The following is a 19,593-nucleotide window of genomic DNA, read 5'->3' as shown; positions in this document are numbered from 1 at the left end:
CCGGCATGCATGCCGCTTTGTCATGTTGCTTTGCCATGTCGCTTTGTCATGTCACTTTTTTCGGTAACTTTCCGCAACTATTTCCGGCAAAGAGGATAGAAGCGCGTGATTAGGTCCATCTCGCTCAGAGAGGCCCGTTCACGGCGCACTAGCTCCACCAGATGAGCTAGCGTCTCGGACATGGCAAACCTTAGCTGGTGAATACCCAGCTTGCCGCCAAACACGGCAATGCACAGCTCATAGGCTGTGCTGCCTTCCGGTTGGATCAGCTGCTGGAATTTCTCCAGCCGTTCTTCATGATGCGCCAGCAATGCTTGCGTCCGTTCTCGAAAATAACCAAACGGATTGCGGTGCCCGGGATATGCCCATGCTACCTCCAGCTCGCCCAGACGCTGCAAGCCGTCGACATAAGACTTCAACGGCTGGGCATCACTTCCCGGCAGCAGACTGATATTAGGTGAAATCTGCGGCAAAACCGCGTCACCGCACAGGATAACGCCGCTATTCGGCTCATATAAGGACACATGTCCGGGCGCATGCCCTCCTGTCTCTACCGGCATCCAGCTACGTCCACCCCAATCCAGACAAGCATCCATTCCGGTAGGAATAACGGTAATCTCTGGCTGTGGATTCACTTGCAAATAAGCCTGTCGCATATGTAATTCCAAGGCCGATACTTGCTCCAAAGGAAAGCCATGCTGAACAAAAAAGCTGGGAAGCCTGTTTTCCATGGCAGCCGTCGATTCTTGATCGTCCCCGTCCCACATCATCATCGCTTCCTTATGGCTTCGAGCTGACATATGTACGCGAGCCTGACTTTGCTGCTGCATCCAGCCCGCCAATCCATAATGATCGGGGTGATGATGCGTCACCACAATGTCCGAGATATCCCCAAAGGACATCCCCAGTTGTTGGAAGACATGCGCCCATTCTGCCTCTGTATCCATATTGCGCGGACCAGGGTCTACAATCGTAAAACCGTGCTGTCCCTTGAGCACATAGCTATTCACCCAGCGCAGCGGAAAAGACATGGATATTTTGACCTGAAAGCCTCCGTCTATTCGCTCACACGGTGTAAGCTCTGGCATTTTCATGGCTTCCCATCCGCCTTTCTGTTTCAAGCCCGCACGCCGACAAAAATCATTCGAGGCGAAGCATCTTCGATATATTGATCTTCATTATAGCTTCCGTGCACCTGCTCTACGGATAGCCCTGCTTGCTCTAGCAATCCACGGAATTTTTCATACGGATATAACTTCACTCGCTCATGATACACGCGCGCGGGTTCTCCCCCATTGGGAGTCGTACCCAGACCAGAGGCTGCCTCAGTAGCCGTAACGGATGCGGCTGACCGAATCGCAATTTGTTTTTTCACAAATCCATCTTCAATGACCCGATGCTCCTCAATCCAATTTCCTTCATCTTCCCGTGACGAATGCGGAACCAAGTGAGCGGCTACGTAGGCAGGGTTCAAATAATCTATGATAAAGCGTCCTCCCGGCTTCAACAGTCGATAAATTTCCTTTAATACTTTTAGCTGCTCCTCATCCTTCTCAAAATAACCGAAGGAGGTAAACAAATTCACCACCGCGTCAAAGCTTTCATCCAGCGGCACCGCTCTCATATCCCCTTGATGCCAGCTTACCCGCCCTTCGGAATCTGCTGCACGAGCCTCTCTCAGCAGCACATTGGAAAGGTCCACACCCGTCACCTTATAACCTGCATCTGCGAGCGCAAGAGAATGACGTCCCATACCACAGCATAAATCCAATACGCTTGAGCCTTGCGGTAATTTGAGCCAGGAGATCATTTTTTGCACTTCCTGATAGGCTCCCTGAAAGTCGCGATGCTTGTATACCAATAAATAATCTTCCCCAAAGCTTTGCTCGTACCATTCTGCCATATCGTTTCTCCTCCATGAACTCATTTCGCTCTATTACATACTATATTAGCTTTTTCAAACTGGAAACTCAAAAGCATTACGAATAAGGGTTTTACAAAAAATCCTGAACAACAAACATGTTACAATAATCGTTATTTGAATCCATTTCATAATACCTTCAGTAGCTTTAATAAAGAGTACATATAGATCAAAATGGTTTAATAATTTATGAAATGGATTCATTTGAGCTTAAATATTCATAGGAACTTCATACCAACTCCATGTGATTCACCCCATTTTATCATTAAAATGAATCATGGGAACGCCTTTAGAGAGGATTCATGAAAGAAAGGAGCGGCAAAGTTATGATTCAAATTGGACTAACAGGTTGGGGCGATCACGATGACTTGTATCCAACCGGCACCAAAGCTAACCAAAAACTAAGCGTCTATGGAAGCCATTTTCCGGTAGTAGAGATGGATAGTTCTTTTTATGCGGTGCAGCCTACGGATCGTATGGCACGCTGGGCGGCGGAAACTCCTGACTCCTTTTCATTTCTCGTTAAAGCCTATCAAGGCATGACAGGACATACCCGTGGCAAACAGCCCTACTTCAAAACAACTGATGCAATGTTCGAAGCACTTCATGCATCCATACAGCCTCTTCGCGAAGCGGGCAAGCTCAAAGCTGTGCTGTTTCAGTACCCGCCCTGGTTCGACTGTACACGTGAAAATGTAGCTGTGCTGCGAGACACGAAAAAAAGAATGGGAGAGGTCCCATCCGTACTTGAATTCAGACATCAAAGCTGGTTCACACCCGACTTTCGGAAACAAACGCTGGCATTTATGCATGAAGAAGGCTGGATACATAGTGTATGCGACGAGCCGCAGGCGGGACCTGGGTCGGTTCCCATTGTGCCGCAGGCTACAGACAGCAACCTGACAATCGTACGTCTCCACGGACGGAACATATCCGGCTGGAATCAAAGCTCCGCACCTAATTGGCGGGAGGTTCGTTATCTGTATCGGTACAATGAACAAGAGTTGACCGAATGGAGAGACAGGTTGCTGGAGCTGGAGCAGCAAAGCCGTGAGGTGTGTGTTATTTTCAACAACAACTCAGGTGGAGACGCCGCTGCTAACGCTAAGCAGCTCATGACCATGCTTGGCATGGAGCCTAAACCTTTTCCACCTCGCAAGCCACCCGAAGAGGATAACGGACCGGAACAGCTTGAACTATTTTGAGGGACGAGCTGAGGGTGAATGATTGGGAATAGCCTCCCTGAGCTTGCGTTCGTTATCCAGCAAATGCGGGTCGTCAGGTAAATAACGTAAAGCAATTTGGTTATGCTCATACGAAGCGTCCAGCTTACCTAAATGGGCGTAGCAATGACTGAGCCGCACATGGGGTAACCAAGAGTAGCATGGTAGTGGAACAGGTCTCATACCAGAATGGTGATGCTGTTGCTCCAATGCCTTTTCGTACCAGTATGCGGCAGTGCTCCATTCGTTTCTTGTGAAAAACCAGTCACCGATCATGCAGCACAAGTCTGCTTGCGGCACACCGTATCGGAAGGAGCGCAGCAGACTATCCAGCTGTTGCTCCGGCTTCCCGAGATGGAGATAGCATTCCGCCGACCGCGCACAAGCGGTAATCCGATCCTCCCGGTAACCGCTTGGCTCCTTCAGCAGACGGTTGAACGCCTCTGCCGCTTCGGCATATTCTTTACGGTCAAAGCATTCATTGGCGTGAAAATACAGCAGACGCCCCTCCAGCTTGCCGCTTTCACTGATCCACCGGGCGAGAATATGTTGATTACGGAGCGTGTGGTCTTGCATTCGGCGGTGTGTTACTGCCACATCCGAATGAACGATTTGCCCCTCAGGTATCACCAGATCCTCATGCAGACGCCCTTTCCAGCGGTATTGTCGCTCCCGCTTCACGAGACGGATACGGCGTGAGGTGAACAATAGTTCACCCTGCTCACCTTCTGCCAAATGAAGCGGCATCATCACTGCGTCGATATCCACAGACAAACGCTGCTTCAAGGTACGCAGGCGCTCGCGATCCGGGCTCAGCAGCACATCGTCTGCATCCAGCCACATGATATAGGAACACGTTGCCTTGTCAAACGATTCATTACGGGCGGCTGCAAAATCATCCTCCCACTTAAACGTATATAGCCGATCCGTATAACGGGCTGCTATCGTCTTCGTCTGATCCGTCGATCCCGTGTCCACAATGATGATTTCATCCATCAGGTCGGCGACCGAATCCAGACAGCGGGCAAGTGTCTGCTCCTCGTTTTTTACGATCATACACAAGCTGATGGTCATTGGATGCTCAGTCATGACTTCACGTCATCCCCTTTACCTCTCCTTTCAGCCTGCGTCTTGTCTATCTGTTCGACACGTGCATACCTTTCCAACTGCAAAAGTTGTTCCTCCATATGCCGGATTCGCTGTACCGCCTTGTCGAGTGCGGCCTTTCGCTGATTCATTTTGCGAACATGCTGCTGCTCCACCAGTCGGAACTGCTCCTCATCCAGTTTCATCCACTCATTCAGATGCTCTGTCCCTGGCTTGGCCTCACGAAGTTCTTTCGATTTCTTGCGACCTGCAAAGCACAAATATTTGTGATGCACCTCCAACGCTTTTTCTTCAAAATAAGGATACAACACACGGGAGAGGTTCCCGGCATAGTAAGTCCGCTTGTGATCGTGAAACGGATGGTATCCATAAGGTACAGAAAGGACGAGCGTCCCCTTTTTATTCAACAAGCGGTAAGCATGAGCCAGCAGGGTGTCGGGATGCGCAAAATGTTCCAAAATCTCCCCTAAAATAATCGTGTCAAATCCACCAGGAGGACGTTCAAATTGTGAAATGTCCTTTAATTGAAAGTGGACTCTTCCCCGGACGGGTGCGGATTCCTGACGAAGTTCTTTTTTTGCATAAGAAATGCTGCCCTCTTCCAAATCAATGGCCGTTACCTCAAAACCTTCCCGCCCGAGCAAAATGGACGTTATGCCCTGACTGCACCCAACATCCAGCACGGTATGGCCCTGTACATGGCGGCAAATCCAGTGAATTCTATTGCGGGTGGCTTCATGAGATTCCTCCGAATTGATCTGCCCGTAATAACGTTCATTTACCTGATCATGGTTAGCCAACAGCGGCGCCTCCTCCATCACCAGGATGCCCCAAGATCACGACATGTCCACCTGTGCAATGTGCAGTCGCATTACGTGTATCGAAGACCAGCGGGGCATGGTCGACCAACTGTTGGTAGTCCACCACAGAATGGTCTGTCGTGATGACTACGATATCTGCACTTTCCCATAGCTGGGCATTTGCCGTTCGAGATGGGATTACTTCACCGTTCAGCTTAAAGCTCGATACATACGGGTCGGTGAAGCTCACCGAAGCTCCCATTTTTGTTAGATGTTCAAACAGGACAAGAGCCGGGGATTCCCGAACATCATCAATGTCCTTTTTGTAGGCCACACCGGCCAGAATGATTTTGGCCTTGTTTATGGCTTTACCTTCCTGAGCAAGCATGGCTTCAATTCGCTCCGCGATATACAACGGCATACGCCGATTCATACGGTCTGCCAAATCCACGAACTCCAGCGGAAAACCATGCTGCTCGGATTTCCACGACAAGTATAGCGGATCGACCGGGATACAGTGTCCCCCGATGCCTGGTCCCGGATAAAACGGCATGTAGCCGAACGGCTTGGTTGCCGCTGCATCCAGTACCTCCCATATATTGATGCCAATTTTCTCACAGGCAGCTGTCAGCTCATTGACCATTCCAATGTTGACGCTGCGGAACGTATTCTCGAACAGCTTGGCGGCTTCCGCCACTGTTGTCGAGCTAACCGGAACAATCTGATCCAAAAAGGACCCGTAAAAACCTGCTCCCGCTACTAGGCAATCCGGCGTGCAACCGCCGATCACCTTGGGTGTGTTGCGAATGTTAAAATGAACGCTGCCCGGATCGACACGTTCCGGTGAAAAGCACACATAAAAATCCTTACCTACCGTCCAGCCCCTGCGCTGCTCTATCACCGGCCGGATCAGTTCCTCGGTTGTTCCCGGATAGGTGGTGCTTTCCAAAATCAACAGCGTTTGTCTACGCAAATGAGGTATGGCCTGATCAATAGCCGTTTCAATATAGGACGTATCCGGCTGATGTCCATCCGTCAGCGGCGTAGGCACACAGATCACGACGATATCCGCATGCTCCAGCACCTTGATATCCGTAACCGGATGCAATTGCTGCCCGATCAGACCTTCCAATGCATCATCGCCAATGTCTATGATGTACGACTTTCCTTGAAGCAGCTTGGCTACTTTGACGGGATCGGAATCCACACCATATACATCATAACCAGCCTTTGCCATTTCCACTGCCATGGGCAGCCCTACATAACCGAGGCCGATCACCGCAACTTTTACAGTTCCTTTAGTTATTTTTCCCATAAGCTGCAAAATACCCACCTCTTTCATCGTTACTCCATGCCTCGCAGTAACTCAGCAATTCCCGCACGATCCATTAACTCATCGTCTGAGCGATATTGATCGAAGCTCACCCGTTCTAGTCCACCATATTGGCTCAGTAAGCGCTTGTCTGCTTGCTGGGGAAGAATAACAAAATAACGATCATCGTAGCGATACGTGTTCGGCACCTCATAGGGTGAAATCAGCACCTCATGCAGCTTTTCCCCACCACGTATACCAATTTCCTTCACTTTCAATCCAGGCTGACCCGCCTGTTCTTTCATTACTTCTGCCAAATCCGCAATATTGCAGCCCTTCATTTTCATCACTAGCGTCTCTCCACCAATCGCCGTGACAGAAGCCTTCAGCAGCAAGCCAATCGCCTCTCCGAGCGTAAGGAAGAAGCGTGTCATATCTGGGCTCGTCAGCGTTAAATCCTGTCCTTCCGCGATCTGGCGCTTGAACAGGGGCACGACGCTTCCACTCGTCCCTAACACGTTGCCGCCGCGAATACACACAAAGCGAGTACGCTCACTTAAAGCGTTGGCGCGGATCATCAGTCTCTCACCTATCGCCTTCGTCATGCCATATACATTCACCGGGTCTACCGCCTTGTCTGTAGAGACATCAATTACTTTGGCGACTCCCTGCTCTATACTGGCCCGAATCACATTTTCCGTACCATGTACGTTCGTCTTGAAAGCCTCTTCCGGCTGTCTCTCACACACGGGAACATGCTTTAACGCCGCCAAATGGAATACATAGTCCACCCCGCGACATGCCTCCTGCAATGCCTGAAGATCCCGAATATCTCCAATAATGAAATTCAACCGAGGATCAGATTGAAATTGCCGCTGCATGGCAATCTGTGCAAATTCACCGCGTGAGAAAATACGAATTTCCTCCGGTCCCTCCTTCAGCAATTCAGCCGTTAGGCGTTGTCCCCAAGATCCCGTGCCTCCGGTCACCAGCAGTTTTTTTCCTTTGAACAATATAATCTCCTCCTGACCGTTACGAATTGGCAATGCCTGTTCCCAGAAATTCAGCCAGTACGGCATTCATTTCATTCTCTGACAGCCGATCCTTCGCCGGTACTTTTTTCACCGAAGTATTTGCGGCATGGATGACGTTCACATAGTTGCGAAGCGGAATTACCTCATGCGGCAGCTCCGTTACATATCCGTGCGTGCCCTTCCCAGGAATGACGACACGGTAATCATTCAGAAAATCCTCCACTTGATAGCGAAACACATAAAAGGAAGGCGAACGGTGAAACACCGGTGCCATCTGCCCCTCAACCGCATCCCACAGGTAACCCATCTGGTTCACCAGCGCAACTGTCTCCGGTTGAAACTTGTAATCATGCAACTGTTGTACAAATGACTGGTGATACAAATCGTCGGAATCTATTCGAGCAATGAGCAGTTCGTCCGCGCCTTCGATGTACGCATTAATACGACGTTTGCTTTCGATGCTCGTGCCAAAGCGAATGTGGTCGGGAATGGGCTCACGTTTGGCCAGCTCCTCTTCCACGATGTCACTGCATCCGCCCGCCAGCTTGACGACAGATAGGAAATCCGCATTCGTCTGACTGAGCAAACTACGCAGTGTAAAGGTTCTGAATATATCCAGTCGCTCGCTGATCCACTCACGTGTCAGGCGGTTGGGATTCATCCCATAGTTATTAAAATTAATTTCAATGACAATCTTGCGATTCATGTATCTTCCTCCCTTTCAACCGTCTTCTCTCAAGTTATGAAGACGCCCCTGAAACGGCATGTACAAATGCAACAACTCTTTCAAAAATAGGTAGAATCCAAAAAGAATAGCCGTTCATACAAAAACCTTTTCGCTTTCGACATATGATAGAATACAAAGTTTTTTGCTCTATTTGAAAAGTTGAACAAGCAGGAACGACAGGGAGGAAACATGATATGACTAATCCAAAGTATCTGGAGATTGACGAGGTACTGAAACGTTTGAAGCTGGCACTCGATCAACACCAGCCCTTTTCGCTGATTCGTATTGGAGATGGTGAAAATTTGGTGTTGGCGCAGGACACCGTCTGGCCGATGGAAAAGGTGTTACAGGAACGTTGGGCGGTCAAAGCCAATCTCGGTCAAAAGGGACTATTTCTGCCGAATACGGAGCTGCGAGACGCGGTGGCTGAGGCAGTAAACAAAGCCAGCATCGCTGGCATTTTGCCATATGATGACGAATCTATTAAAGCACCATCCTATATGAAGCGGGAGCTGACCGATCAGATCTTTGCTCACTATGCTCTTTCCCCCGCGCTGACCTGCCATGCCTGCCTGAATCGGTATTTGGCTGAGACACCCGCTTTCTGGGACATGCTGAAAAATCGACGCATTCTGCTGGTCACCCGGACGGCCGCTGAAGTCAAGCCCGTTCTTGAGGCCGAGCCGTACGGGCTGCATATCGCACACACGCTCGCATTTCATCAGTATGAACAGATGTCTGAAACACTCCAATGGATCGCAGCACACAGAGATGACTTTGATATTGCGTTGTTCTCTTGTGGTGTCAATGCAGTGGTGTTGGCGCAAAAAACGGCAGAATTAACTGGCAAAGTAGGGATAGACTTCGGCAAAGCGGTTAACATCGTCATGTTCGGCAAAGCTAATTAATGGATAAAAATAATATTTAAGAAAAATTAGCTTAGTAATCTTTGCTCCGTATATCAAAAAAGCACCAGCAAATTGAAATTTGCTGGTGCTTTTTGCTATCCTATACTGTCCTAAACCGTGGTTGCACAGAATAATCCATATAAAGCCTTGAAACCTTACTTGCTTAAAAATAGAATTTGAGATTTCCTGTCACTTCTTTTACAATATCACAGAAACTAGCATTAAATTGGAGATCATGAGGAGGATATTGAAAATGTCACATAACAAGAGATTGAAGACATATCCACTTACAAAAGCAAAGCATGTAAAGGTTCATGGTCGAACTACGCAAACACTTACACCTCTAACTCTGTTTTGGACAGGCAGCGGCATTGAATTGAATATCAAAAGCTCGGAGCTGTGGATTGAAATTGAGGCCGATTACCAGGTATATGAGCCCTGGATCAGTATTGTCATCAATGGTGTCTCGATGAGTCGCCTGATGGTGACCGCTGGACGGCATTGGATCTGTCTTTTGAGAGGTATGAACCCTGACACGGTCAAAAATGTCCGTGTAGTCAAGGATGTCCAGCCTATGAGTTCGGACTCGCGCTGCTTGTTGCAAATTCATGCCCTGAAGGTTGACGGAGACTTGCTGCCGGTCATAGATAAGCCTCACAAGGTGGAATTTATAGGTGACAGCATTACCTCGGGAGAAGGAACGATTGGAGCGAAGGAGGAAGTAGACTGGGTTCCCATGTTGTTCACGGCACTACATAATTATACAGCCATAACAGCCGAAGCACTGAATGCGGATTACCGAGTATTATCACAAAGCGGATGGGGTGTCCTAACAAGCTGGGATAATAATCCGCATGCGAACATACCGGCATATTATGAGCAGATATGTGGTGTGCTCACCGGAGAGAGAAATGAAGCATTAGGGGCATTTTCCGATCATGATTTTACCTCATGGCAGCCGGACGTGGTCGTAGTGAATTTGGGGACTAATGACGGGGGAGCCTTTTATTCTCCTGAATGGACGGACCCCGTAAGTGGGAAAGTGTACAAACAACGCTTGAACGAGGACGGCACATTCAATGAAGAAGATTTACAAGCTTTTGAAAACGCTACCGAACTTTTTCTTATCAAGCTTCGGACCTGTAATCCTGCTGCCCATATTGTGTGGGCCTATGGGATGCTTGGTACTCTGATGATGCCAGCAATCTACCGGGCGGTAGACGCATACAAGAAAAGAACGAGGGATCGGAATGTGTCCGTGTTCCAACTGCCTAACACGACAGAAGAAATGATAGGGTCTCGCAGCCATCCCGGGCTCCCCGCCCATACCAAAGCGGCAAATGAGTTGACAGGGTATTTGCGAGAGATTTTAAAGAATTAGATTCCGGGAAGCAAAATCAACTCTATTGAACACAACACCCAGGATATTTGTGTTCTGGGTGTTGTTGTTAAAAATCATAGGAGAACCATGAACAGGCAGCGAGCTTTTAATAGGGAATTACTTGTCTGATATATTTACAAAAACGGAGTCGAAGCGATGCCCGTAAATACCTCCGGACCATTACGAACAGTGGTCGATACACCAGAAATATAAGAAGAATATACCGTTTGTATTGCCCAGGGGGCGGACAGATCCTGTGCATTAAAAGCTTGCGTTTCATTAGCCCCAGTCACGCCCAGTACCCCCTCGGCGCGGTAGACTACCTCACTCGGATCATAGTCGGCTCCACGCACGATTTCAACCGCATACTTATCACCAAGTTCACCGATTAATCCAATGGAACCGCTAAAAGCCACAATCGGACCTGGCACAAGAAAGGTCCGCAGGGAAATCAAACCAAACCGCTCCGGTACAGGACCCAGTTGTATATCGGGACCCTCACCTGTTTTTGATGAATTGGTGGAGCTTCTCATATCTAGAAAAAAACCCATAGCTTATCCCTCCAAATTGCAAGATACTCCATGCTATGCTAGAAATTCTTAAGCGTATTGGACAAATTAGCAATAAATCTATCAATTCAGCTCAAAATAACCGATAGTAAATACATATGGTATAAATATTAGAAATGAATATGTAGATAGAAAGCAGGGGTTTGATGAAACAACTGAGACGACTCAAAACATTAACACTACGCAAGAAATTGACAGCAGCATTTCTACTGGTCATGCTTGTTCCAAGTATTATTGTAAGTTCTTTTTCTTATCAAGCAGCATATAACCAGACGGACCGCCAATTACTTGACAGTGCGACGACTAGCGTCACCGCATCCGATCGTGCAGTTACTCAAACGATTCAAGCCAAAATCGCTGATCTCGAATATTACTCTACGACGATGACGGCTAGTGATAACAGTGCCGAAGCAGATGATGACATTCTGAAAAGGTTACAAGTGTATTTGAAAATGCATGCGGAAGCTGTTGATATGTTTGTAGGAACTCCCGAAGGAAAACTCATTATTGGCAAAGCCGTAGGATCCACAAACGACCCTCGTGAACGTCCGTGGTACAAACAGGCCATGGAGAAACCCGGACAAACCGTAATCAGCCCTGTCGGACTCAATACGGCTAAGGTCCCCGTTGTGTATATTTCACGTACACTTCCTGACAACAGTGGTGTTCTCGGTCTTTCCCTGAACCTAAATAATTTGAAAGAGATCACAAATTTAAAAATCGGACAAAATGGATATGTCATGATATTAGATGGCACCAAACGTATCGTTACCCACCCGACAGAAGTCAGCGGAAGCACCAAAATGGGGGAAGCGATACCCAAATTGTTTGCCTCCAAAGAAGGCAGCTTTAGTTACGATCTTAATGGTGTAGATAAACACCTGATTTTCAAAACCAATACGCTGACAGGCTGGAAAATTGCCGGAACGATGAACAAAGCAGAAACCAGTGCCTCTGCCCAACCGATTCTTATCACAACTATCGTTGTGTTGGTGATTGCAGCCATCATCATTGGTGTGCTCGCAATGTGGCTAATCAGCAGTATACTTAAGCCCATCCAAAGATTACGTAATTCTATGGATGCCATCAGCCAAGGTAATCTTTCGATTAACGTGGCTACGACCAGCACAGATGAAATTGGTGAATTATCAAGATATTTTCAACAAATGGTAGATAACCTGCGTAACATGATTAGAGAAATTCAAGCGATGACAGGCAATTTGTCGGCATCCTCGCAAGAGCTTGCAGCAGGTGCAGAACAAACGACCCGTGCCATCGAGCATGTGACCATAGCCATTCAAGATGTGGCCGCAGGCAGTGAGCGCCAAGTGGGCAGCGCTAAAGATAATCAGGAACGGATTAGCGGCATGGCAACAGACATTACCGCTATGACCGAAACCATGGCTGAAATGACCACTTACTCCGCACAGGCCATTCAGGCGTCGGATGCAGGCAGCGAGCATATCGGCAACAGTGTCGTCTCCATTGACGGCATTCGTACTACAGTGGAAGAGCTGGATACGATTATCAGTGCTTTGAGTGACCGATCCGGACGAATCGGGACGATCGTCACCGTCATTACGGAAATCGCCAGCCAGACTAATCTGCTCGCACTGAACGCTTCCATTGAAGCAGCACGCGCAGGAGAGCATGGCAAAGGTTTTGCTGTCGTAGCAACAGAAGTCCGCAAGCTGGCTGAAAACTCAGCTTATTCCGCACAACAAATTCGTGAACAGATTCAAGGGATACAGAGCGGTGTATCTGAAGCCCTGATCGCTATGGAATCCGCCAAGGAACGCGTAAGCGAAGGTATCAATTCCATTGACCTATCCGGTCGCTCCTTCTCCCGCATCCGTAGAGCGGTAGCCAAATCAGCGAAGCAGCTCGATAACGTCGCAGCTTCTACCGCCGGAGTCGTAGATGGAACGAGTACAGTCGTTAGTAGCATGGAGGAAATTACACGCATCGCTGAAGAAGCGGCATCCCATACGGAGACCGTATCCGCAGCCGCAGAGGAACAGCTCGCCTCCATGGAAGAGATCGGTTCTTCTGCCGCAGATTTGACCCGTCTGGCAGAGCAGCTTCAAGATTTGCTGACACAATTCCAATTAGATGAAACAAAATAACCGTTCCAACCGATAAATATAGAGAAAGAGTCTTTTCAATGAAGGAGGATGGGACATGGATATTGCAGCATTATCAACAGGTATGAGCCAGGTCAGCTTGGCTCAAGCCGTAAGTGTGAAAGTATTGGGTATGGCTAAGGATCAAGCTGGTGAACAGGGTCAAGCACTGATCCAGATGATGGAAAAGAGCGTGCAGCCACATCTCGGTGGTCAACTGGACATCCGGGCATAAGTACATCCTATTCATGGTTAAGGGCGATTCTACTCAGGTCTGGACAGACCGGGGTAGAATCGCTATTTTTTATCTCCCTATTTTTCGTTCAGCACAAAACGTAGTAAACTAGACATATCGTCCACGACCTCGTTCGGAGGATAGCGCCACATACACACGATTTATATTTAAAAAGGAGGATACATAGTTTATGAGTTATTCTGAATATTTTGAAAAAGCCAGAGAACAACAACTGGGCGAGCTACAGGAATGGTTGTCCATTCCGAGTATTTCCGCATTATCGGAGCACAAAAAGGACATTAACCAAGCAGCCGATTGGCTCGCTGCCAAACTGACTGCTGCCGGTCTAGAAAACGTTGAAATTATTCCAACCAAAGGTCACCCACTGGTGTACGCCGATCATTTGCACGCACCTGGTAAACCAACGATCCTCGTTTATGGACACTATGATGTACAACCCGTAGACCCGCTTCACCTGTGGGAAACGCCACCGTTTGAGCCATCCATCCGTGATGGAAAATTGTATGCGCGCGGAGCGACAGACGATAAAGGACAGGTTTTCTTGCACATTAAGGCGGTTGAGGCCATTTTGAAGCAGGAGGGCAAGTTGCCGCTGAACATCAAATTTTGCATTGAAGGCGAGGAAGAAGTGTCCAGCCCGAACCTGCTTGAGTTTTTGCAAACTGGAGCTGAACGTCTGGCTGCCGATGCTGTACTGGTGTCCGACACCTCCCTGATCGAAAAAGGGAAGCCTGCGATTTGCACAGGGTTGCGTGGACTATGCTCACTGGAAGTCGCCATTCACACTGCGAACACAGATCTGCATTCCGGCTCCTTCGGTGGCGGCGTGCCGAATGCCTTGCATGCTCTGGTGTCCTTGCTGGCAACCCTGCATGACGACAAAGGCGGCGTTAGCGTCGAAGGATTCTACGACGATGTTGCTCCATTATCGGCAGAGATGAGAGAAGAATTCGTGAAGCAAGGCTTCAATGAGAGCAAGCTGCAACAAGATCTTGCACTTGATTCCCTCTATGGCGAAGAAGGATTCAGCTTCGTCGAGCGTGTTGGGGCGCGTCCGACACTGGAGCTGAACGGCGTATACGGCGGCTTCCAGGGCGAAGGCACGAAAACGGTTATTCCGAAGGAAGCCCACGCAAAAATCACGTGCCGCTTGGTGGCTAACCAGAATCCGCAAGATATTCTGGACAAAATCGAGCGCCATTTGCGCGCACATGTTCAGGCAGGAGCTACCCTAGATATTCAACAGGGTGAGAAAGCGAACGCCTTTAACATCGACCCGTCACATGCGTTTCTGCAAGCGGCGGCCGATGCTTTTGAGAAGGTATACGGAGTGCGTGCCCTGTTTACCAAGGATGGAGGCTCCATCCCAATTGTGGAAACCTTCTCCCGTGTGCTGACTGCCCCGGTCGTGCTGATGGGCTTCGGCTTGCCGGATGAAAACCTGCATGCGCCAAACGAGCATTTTAACTTGGACAATTTTGACAAGGGTCTGCTGACGATTGTAGAGTTTTTGAAATCTGTGTAAGCACATGACAACTTCGTATGGCTAAGTTACAATAGAGAGGGCGAAAGCCCTTTCTATTTTTTTAGAGGAGCGCTGCACAATATGATTATTCAGTTCATTCGTTTACGGTAATGTGAGGTACAGTTCATATAAACTCAACCATTTTCAGAAAAATGGGTTGGGTCTATTTTACTGTGCCTTTTTCATTCACCAAATACGAATGAACGGGGTGCTTTTCTGTGTCCAAATGGAATAAACACGCGATGAAGGCTGGCCTGATTGGGAAGCATCAACATCTTTTTAGATGTCCTCTATGCTCTCAACCGATGCATATGGTGGAAGGTAAAAGCCTCTTATGTACGAATCAGCATTGCTATGATCTTTCAAAGCACGGGTATTTACATTTATCTTCCCGGTCCTATAAAACCAAATATGATAAACAATTATTTACCTCCAGAAGAATGATGTGCAATAGCGGATTTTTCGATCCCTTAAATAAAGCCATAAGCAGCAATATGATGACGTTTATGAAGCCGCTGTTCGATCAAAAAGAACACCTTTACTTGTTGGATGCGGGTTGCGGGGAAGGCTCTCATTTGAGCCACATTCAGGATAAGCTAACCTGGAGGGGAATCACCGAGCTTACATGCGTAGGTATGGATCTGTCTAAAGAAGGTATTGTTGCTGCGTCCAAAAGATATCCTCATACCCTCTGGTGTGTTGCCGATCTGGCTCATTGTCCGTTTACAAATCAACAATTTGACGGTGTACTCAATATTTTATCCCCTTCTAATTATGCTGAATTCACAAGGGTTCTTTCGGAGGACGGCTGCATCCTGAAGGTCATTCCCGAACAATATTATCTTCAGGAATTGAGATACTTGTATGAACAGAAAAAGAATAAGCCTGCTTATTCAAATGACAATATATTAAGCCGGTTTAAAGATCATTTTAAACTTCTATCCGCCGAACGGGTAACCTATCGTTTTATGTTAAATGCCGATCTCATCGAGCCTTTGCTCCATATGACTCCCTTATCATGGGGAGCTACGGAAGCAGACTGGCAGCGAGCGCAGGAAATAGATTTACCGTATATCACAGTAGACTTGCTCATCTTATGCGGTAAAAAATAGAATACCAAAAAGCATTCACAGCATGGAATCATCCATGCTTCGTGAATGCTTTTTTTACGTTACTGCCGTCGCTTAAGAAAAACGGGTGTAGCGCAACAGGTGAACCAGCCGATTCAGCCGTTCTATTTCCCGATCCAACTCGTGAAGCGGCTGTCCGGCCAAAGCAGCGTTTGCTCTCAGATCACGTAGCGGGTTCATTTTCCGATCAATGAGTTTCAGCACTGTGGCCTTCCCCATGTTATTCACCACCACATATTGCGTTAACGGATCAAGCTCAATCCACAATACATGATGCTGTTGAAAAAACGACAATAGTTGCTTTTTCAACTCCTCCAGCCCTCCAAGCTCACCTGTGATTTGCGGATGATGATGAAAGGCCACATAGCCCATCACCCGCAGGTCACTTATGATTTGTTCCAAATGAAGCGTTTCATTTATGTACACGTTGTTCGTGCTCATGCGGTTTCTTGCACCATTCGTATGATTTTCCCGGATGACGTTCACCACCTGACTATCGTTATCATTTTATCGAGTATGATTCAATAATATACAAAAAAAACAACCGGCTTATACGCCAGTTGTTTCCCGTTCTACAAAATACTTATTGGTCATATAATGAGCCTTGCCTCTGGAAGTGTCAACCATTCCCTTTTTGTTGTCGAGAAAAACAATCTCCCGGCATTTGGTGCAGTACCACTTGGTCCGCTTAAAGGGGGATTCTGTTACATACGATGTACCACATTTGCAATCTACTTTAATTAAGGTTTCTGTTGATTTGTAAGCCTGGGACAGCTCTTTTAAGCCAGTATCCGGCTGTTGAACCGGGATAATGACCTCCTGATAGGTTGAATACTGATTATGCACTTTAAAATCAGCCACCAGTTCCGCATGCAGTCCAAAGTACTCTTTGCCAATCTCGGTTACAAATTTCTTGCCGATTCTGTAACACTCAAGCCATTCCTGTATCTGTTGATTAGACAAAGGCACCGTGCCCTTGATACCACTATTTAATGTGTAAGTCATGATGTATAAAGTATCATCTTGTCTATGTCCGTACATGAGAAGCCTCCTTATAATACACTTGATAATGTACTACAAAGCGCAAAAAACATCAATTTTATTATTTGGCAAAAGACTTAATATATCTCGGTAAGCACACAAGAGGTATGAGTGTATAGTTAGAAAGCAACTGACAGATTGTCAGTTGCTTTGTCTTTCCACATAGTATTTGTTGGTCATGTACCACGCCTTGCCTTTATCCGTATCCACCATGCCCTTTTTACGATCCAGGAACACAATGTTATTACACTCCTTGCATGACCACTTGGTTCTTTTATGCGGTGACTCTTCTATATAGGAAGCTCCACATTTACATTCTACCTGAATTAATGTTTTATACTGGCTGTACGCCTCTACCAGTGGATCCAGCTCTACAGCTTTGCGTTCCATTACAGGCTGTATCATGGATATGTGCTCTCTCTGCTCCGAGTATTCATTATGTACCTTGAAATCTGCTACCAACTCAGGGTTTAAACCAAAATACTGTTTACCCACAACCGTTACAAACTTACTGCCAATTCGATAGGCTTTGATCCATTCCTGCACCTGCTTACTGGATAGGTCGACAGTTCCCTTTATGCCGCTGTTCAGCGTATAAGTCATCAAGTGTTGGTTGGGTGTCATATGTCTTAACGTTCACCTCCGATCAAGAATATACCACAGGTAGCTCTATGGAAAAGCTACTTATTGCCACCTGAAGCAACGAGCCTTTCTGCCTTGTGATTCTTCTTCAACACCTTTATACAAGTATAACTCAAAACCCGATCCATCTTCCATCCTGTCGTCATACTGAATACTGCTTTTGCAGGGATCTAGATTCGCCCTCTTAGACTATCACCAGATGCATTTCTATCTTAGTATAACTTTGTGGTACAGCCTTCTACCTCAATGATTCATGTGGGTTAGCGGCAAATCTAATGGTATTTTCTTCCTTCCCTATATAATACAACACTTACACACAATTTCCCACATATTTCAGCGGTTTAAATCGTTTTATTTTTTTACATTCCCTTGAGACGTAAATACACTTTATTTAACTTATTACAAAACAAAAGCCTTCCCGACCACCCTTCACTGTTAAAGGATCATCGAGAAGACTTTGTACCCCGCAAGGAACGAGAGGTCAGATTTTTATTTCGCCAAGCCTGATTAATTCCACGACCGCCTGTGAACGACCTTTTACGTTCAGTTTCTGCATTACATTGGAAATATGGTTTCGGACCGTCTTTTCGCTAATAAATAGCTGTCCGGCGATGTCACGCGTCGTTTTGTCCTGCACGAGCAGTTCAAATACTTCACGTTCACGGTGAGTTAACAAAAACTTGTTTTTGTGGTCGTTACCCTTCGTCAATTTCACCCCTCCTTGCTCGGGTTTTGTGTGGTGTAACAAGGTTAAGGGATACAGTCAACACATTTTATGTCATGTGCTCAGGTATGGTTCAATATGCGGATAAAAATGGGCATAGGCACCTTATGATCAGCCTTCGATGAAGGGTTGGACTTTGTGTCTAATTTATGTATTGACAGGCATATGGGCCAGCCTTATGATAAGAAAAACCGCGACTGATAATCATTATCAAAATGATAATTCGATATAGATATCGCGCAACAGACTATGGTTCAGGGCCAGTTTGGCCAGAAAGGGTGATCATTGATTATGAAACTACGTTATGCCGTACCGGCCGGAGTGCTAGTCTCTTCTATTCTGTTCGCAGGTTGCGGACAAACCGGAACTACTACTCAGCAGCCTGCTGCAACGACCAAAGATGCAGGAGCAACAACACAGACAACGACTCCTGCCGCTTCTGCTCCCAATTTTGATCAAGCGGTAGCAGCTTACCGCACCTATGCCATCGAGCAATGCGATACGTTTGTGAAGAAGACAGAAGAATTCACGAACGCGGTCAAAGCTGGCGAGCTGGATAAAGCCAAGGCGCTGTATGCTCCTGCACGTATGTACTATGAACGGATTGAACCGATTGCAGAAGCACTGGGTGATCTTGACCCGAATATTGATGCACGTGACGGTGATGTGGATGCAGCGGATTGGCGCGGCTTTCACCGTATTGAAAAAACATTATGGGAAGAAAACACCACCAAAGGAATGGACGAGTTTTCCGACCGACTGCTGAGTGATGCCAAGCTGCTGCGTGCCAAAGTAGAAACAGTTAATATTGACGCCAGCCTGATGGTAACGGGTGCAGTCGAATTGCTGAATGAAGTATCTACCTCGAAGGTGACGGGTGAAGAGGAACGGTATTCCCATACGGATTTGTACGACTTTGCTGCCAATGTAGAGGGCGCTCAAAAGATATATGACATTTTGAAAACAGATCTGAACCAAAAAGATGCCACGTTGGAAAAACAAATCGGTGAGCGCTTTACAGCCTTACAGCAGGAGTTGGCTCCTTTTAAGGACGGAGAAGGCTATGTATCATATACAAAACTGAAACCGGAAGAAGTTAAAAAGCTGAGCCAAAACCTCGATGCCTTGGCAGAACCATTGTCCCAAATGGGGAAATTGTTAGGAGTGTAA

The 19,593-nt window shown here is 47.2% G+C and carries 20 protein-coding genes and 1 pseudogene; 9 read left to right on the top strand and 12 right to left on the bottom strand.

Annotated features, from left to right (window positions below; translation table 11 throughout):
- Positions 1–77: 77 nt before the first annotated feature.
- Complete coding sequence (locus AC6EJC_RS07525) at positions 78–1,094, bottom strand: MBL fold metallo-hydrolase (RefSeq protein ID WP_444953414.1); 1,017 nt, start codon at positions 1,092–1,094, stop codon at positions 78–80.
- Positions 1,095–1,117: 23 nt separating this feature from the next.
- The gene (locus AC6EJC_RS07520) at positions 1,118–1,903 is read right to left on the bottom strand and encodes a class I SAM-dependent methyltransferase (RefSeq protein ID WP_444953413.1); all 786 of its coding nucleotides are present in this window, start codon (positions 1,901–1,903) and stop codon (positions 1,118–1,120) included.
- Positions 1,904–2,247: 344 nt separating this feature from the next.
- Here AC6EJC_RS07520 and AC6EJC_RS07515 point away from each other — a divergent pair, with 344 nt between their 5' ends.
- Entirely contained in the window at positions 2,248–3,126 is an 879-nt protein-coding gene (locus AC6EJC_RS07515) for a DUF72 domain-containing protein (protein WP_444953412.1), read from the top strand.
- On the opposite strand, the gene AC6EJC_RS07510 is transcribed toward AC6EJC_RS07515, so the two are convergent.
- Genes AC6EJC_RS07510 through AC6EJC_RS07490 form a run of 5 tightly spaced genes read right to left on the bottom strand, consistent with a single transcriptional unit; the run spans position 3,118 to position 8,103 of the window.
- Positions 3,118–4,233 carry a glycosyltransferase gene (locus tag AC6EJC_RS07510; protein WP_444953411.1) on the bottom strand — a complete coding sequence of 372 codons (1,116 nt, stop codon included), beginning with the start codon at positions 4,231–4,233 and terminating at the stop codon, positions 3,118–3,120. The two genes, AC6EJC_RS07515 and AC6EJC_RS07510, sit on opposite strands and share 9 nt — an antisense overlap.
- Complete coding sequence (locus AC6EJC_RS07505) at positions 4,230–5,051, bottom strand: class I SAM-dependent methyltransferase (RefSeq protein ID WP_444953410.1); 822 nt, start codon at positions 5,049–5,051, stop codon at positions 4,230–4,232. The genes AC6EJC_RS07510 and AC6EJC_RS07505 overlap by 4 nt, the downstream gene beginning before the upstream one ends.
- A complete protein-coding gene (locus AC6EJC_RS07500; protein WP_444953409.1) occupies positions 5,044–6,393 on the bottom strand; it encodes a nucleotide sugar dehydrogenase in 1,350 nt (449 codons plus the stop codon). Before AC6EJC_RS07500 ends, AC6EJC_RS07505 begins: the two co-directional genes overlap by 8 nt.
- 2 nt (positions 6,394–6,395) lie before the next feature.
- Positions 6,396–7,376 carry a polysaccharide biosynthesis protein gene (locus AC6EJC_RS07495; protein ID WP_444953408.1) on the bottom strand — a complete coding sequence of 327 codons (981 nt, stop codon included), beginning with the start codon at positions 7,374–7,376 and terminating at the stop codon, positions 6,396–6,398.
- 19 nt (positions 7,377–7,395) lie between these two features.
- The gene (locus AC6EJC_RS07490; protein ID WP_444953407.1) at positions 7,396–8,103 is read right to left on the bottom strand and encodes a glycosyltransferase family A protein; all 708 of its coding nucleotides are present in this window, start codon (positions 8,101–8,103) and stop codon (positions 7,396–7,398) included.
- Between the two features lie 215 nt (positions 8,104–8,318).
- Between AC6EJC_RS07490 and AC6EJC_RS07485 the strand changes: the two genes are divergently transcribed.
- Positions 8,319–9,032, top strand: coding sequence for a GT-D fold domain-containing glycosyltransferase (locus AC6EJC_RS07485; RefSeq protein ID WP_444953406.1), 714 nt, complete (start codon positions 8,319–8,321; stop codon positions 9,030–9,032).
- A gap of 253 nt (positions 9,033–9,285) precedes the next feature.
- A complete protein-coding gene (locus AC6EJC_RS07480) occupies positions 9,286–10,413 on the top strand; it encodes an SGNH/GDSL hydrolase family protein (RefSeq protein WP_444953405.1) in 1,128 nt (375 codons plus the stop codon).
- Positions 10,414–10,547: 134 nt separating this feature from the next.
- Here the strand turns inward: AC6EJC_RS07480 and AC6EJC_RS07475 are convergent, their stop codons facing one another.
- Complete coding sequence (locus AC6EJC_RS07475; RefSeq protein ID WP_444953404.1) at positions 10,548–10,964, bottom strand: hypothetical protein; 417 nt, start codon at positions 10,962–10,964, stop codon at positions 10,548–10,550.
- Between the two features lie 164 nt (positions 10,965–11,128).
- Here AC6EJC_RS07475 and AC6EJC_RS07470 point away from each other — a divergent pair, with 164 nt between their 5' ends.
- From AC6EJC_RS07470 to AC6EJC_RS07450, 5 genes and pseudogenes are all read left to right on the top strand, one after another.
- On the top strand, positions 11,129–13,108 hold the full coding sequence (locus AC6EJC_RS07470) for a methyl-accepting chemotaxis protein (RefSeq protein WP_444953403.1): 1,980 nt from the start codon (positions 11,129–11,131) through the stop codon (positions 13,106–13,108).
- Positions 13,109–13,163: 55 nt separating this feature from the next.
- Positions 13,164–13,340 carry a YjfB family protein gene (locus AC6EJC_RS07465; protein WP_444953402.1) on the top strand — a complete coding sequence of 59 codons (177 nt, stop codon included), beginning with the start codon at positions 13,164–13,166 and terminating at the stop codon, positions 13,338–13,340.
- Between the two features lie 190 nt (positions 13,341–13,530).
- Positions 13,531–14,886, top strand: a complete 1,356-nt coding sequence (locus AC6EJC_RS07460) for a dipeptidase (RefSeq protein ID WP_322160240.1) — start codon at positions 13,531–13,533, stop codon at positions 14,884–14,886.
- A gap of 242 nt (positions 14,887–15,128) precedes the next feature.
- Positions 15,129–15,260: pseudogene (locus tag AC6EJC_RS07455) on the top strand (putative RNA methyltransferase); the annotation flags it as partial.
- 120 nt (positions 15,261–15,380) lie between these two features.
- Entirely contained in the window at positions 15,381–15,998 is a 618-nt protein-coding gene (locus tag AC6EJC_RS07450) for a methyltransferase domain-containing protein (protein ID WP_444953432.1), read from the top strand.
- A gap of 72 nt (positions 15,999–16,070) precedes the next feature.
- Here AC6EJC_RS07450 and AC6EJC_RS07445 read toward each other — a convergent pair whose 3' ends face one another.
- The 4 genes from AC6EJC_RS07445 to AC6EJC_RS07430 form a co-directional block, all read right to left on the bottom strand.
- The gene (locus AC6EJC_RS07445) at positions 16,071–16,457 is read right to left on the bottom strand and encodes a hypothetical protein (protein WP_444953401.1); all 387 of its coding nucleotides are present in this window, start codon (positions 16,455–16,457) and stop codon (positions 16,071–16,073) included.
- Positions 16,458–16,565: 108 nt separating this feature from the next.
- On the bottom strand, positions 16,566–17,057 hold the full coding sequence (locus AC6EJC_RS07440) for a hypothetical protein (protein WP_444953400.1): 492 nt from the start codon (positions 17,055–17,057) through the stop codon (positions 16,566–16,568).
- 141 nt (positions 17,058–17,198) lie between these two features.
- The gene (locus AC6EJC_RS07435; RefSeq protein ID WP_444953399.1) at positions 17,199–17,681 is read right to left on the bottom strand and encodes a hypothetical protein; all 483 of its coding nucleotides are present in this window, start codon (positions 17,679–17,681) and stop codon (positions 17,199–17,201) included.
- Positions 17,682–18,180: 499 nt separating this feature from the next.
- A complete protein-coding gene (locus AC6EJC_RS07430) occupies positions 18,181–18,408 on the bottom strand; it encodes a helix-turn-helix domain-containing protein (RefSeq protein WP_134912963.1) in 228 nt (75 codons plus the stop codon).
- Between the two features lie 306 nt (positions 18,409–18,714).
- On the opposite strand from AC6EJC_RS07430, the gene efeO reads away from it, so the two are divergent.
- Complete coding sequence (gene efeO, locus AC6EJC_RS07425) at positions 18,715–19,593, top strand: iron uptake system protein EfeO (protein WP_444953398.1); 879 nt, start codon at positions 18,715–18,717, stop codon at positions 19,591–19,593.

It is taken from the genome of Paenibacillus sp. TY11 (assembly GCF_059772165.1).
This window is presented reverse-complemented; position numbering and strand designations above follow the sequence as displayed.

Excerpts from the sequence above, each read along its gene's own strand:
- AC6EJC_RS07525 (WP_444953414.1), bottom strand. The coding sequence starts at position 1,094 with ATGAAAATGCCAGAGCTTACACCGTGTGAGCGAATAGACGGAGGCTTT.
- AC6EJC_RS07520 (WP_444953413.1), bottom strand. The coding sequence starts at position 1,903 with ATGGCAGAATGGTACGAGCAAAGCTTTGGGGAAGATTATTTATTGGTA.
- AC6EJC_RS07515 (WP_444953412.1), top strand. The coding sequence starts at position 2,248 with ATGATTCAAATTGGACTAACAGGTTGGGGCGATCACGATGACTTGTAT.
- AC6EJC_RS07510 (WP_444953411.1), bottom strand. The coding sequence starts at position 4,233 with ATGACTGAGCATCCAATGACCATCAGCTTGTGTATGATCGTAAAAAAC.
- AC6EJC_RS07500 (WP_444953409.1), bottom strand. The coding sequence starts at position 6,393 with ATGAAAGAGGTGGGTATTTTGCAGCTTATGGGAAAAATAACTAAAGGA.
- AC6EJC_RS07490 (WP_444953407.1), bottom strand. The coding sequence starts at position 8,103 with ATGAATCGCAAGATTGTCATTGAAATTAATTTTAATAACTATGGGATG.
- AC6EJC_RS07485 (WP_444953406.1), top strand. The coding sequence starts at position 8,319 with ATGACTAATCCAAAGTATCTGGAGATTGACGAGGTACTGAAACGTTTG.
- AC6EJC_RS07480 (WP_444953405.1), top strand. The coding sequence starts at position 9,286 with ATGTCACATAACAAGAGATTGAAGACATATCCACTTACAAAAGCAAAG.
- AC6EJC_RS07475 (WP_444953404.1), bottom strand. The coding sequence starts at position 10,964 with ATGGGTTTTTTTCTAGATATGAGAAGCTCCACCAATTCATCAAAAACA.
- AC6EJC_RS07470 (WP_444953403.1), top strand. The coding sequence starts at position 11,129 with ATGAAACAACTGAGACGACTCAAAACATTAACACTACGCAAGAAATTG.
- AC6EJC_RS07465 (WP_444953402.1), top strand. The coding sequence starts at position 13,164 with ATGGATATTGCAGCATTATCAACAGGTATGAGCCAGGTCAGCTTGGCT.
- AC6EJC_RS07460 (WP_322160240.1), top strand. The coding sequence starts at position 13,531 with ATGAGTTATTCTGAATATTTTGAAAAAGCCAGAGAACAACAACTGGGC.
- AC6EJC_RS07450 (WP_444953432.1), top strand. The coding sequence starts at position 15,381 with ATGATGACGTTTATGAAGCCGCTGTTCGATCAAAAAGAACACCTTTAC.
- AC6EJC_RS07445 (WP_444953401.1), bottom strand. The coding sequence starts at position 16,457 with ATGAGCACGAACAACGTGTACATAAATGAAACGCTTCATTTGGAACAA.
- AC6EJC_RS07440 (WP_444953400.1), bottom strand. The coding sequence starts at position 17,057 with ATGTACGGACATAGACAAGATGATACTTTATACATCATGACTTACACA.
- AC6EJC_RS07435 (WP_444953399.1), bottom strand. The coding sequence starts at position 17,681 with ATGACACCCAACCAACACTTGATGACTTATACGCTGAACAGCGGCATA.
- efeO (WP_444953398.1), top strand. The coding sequence starts at position 18,715 with ATGAAACTACGTTATGCCGTACCGGCCGGAGTGCTAGTCTCTTCTATT.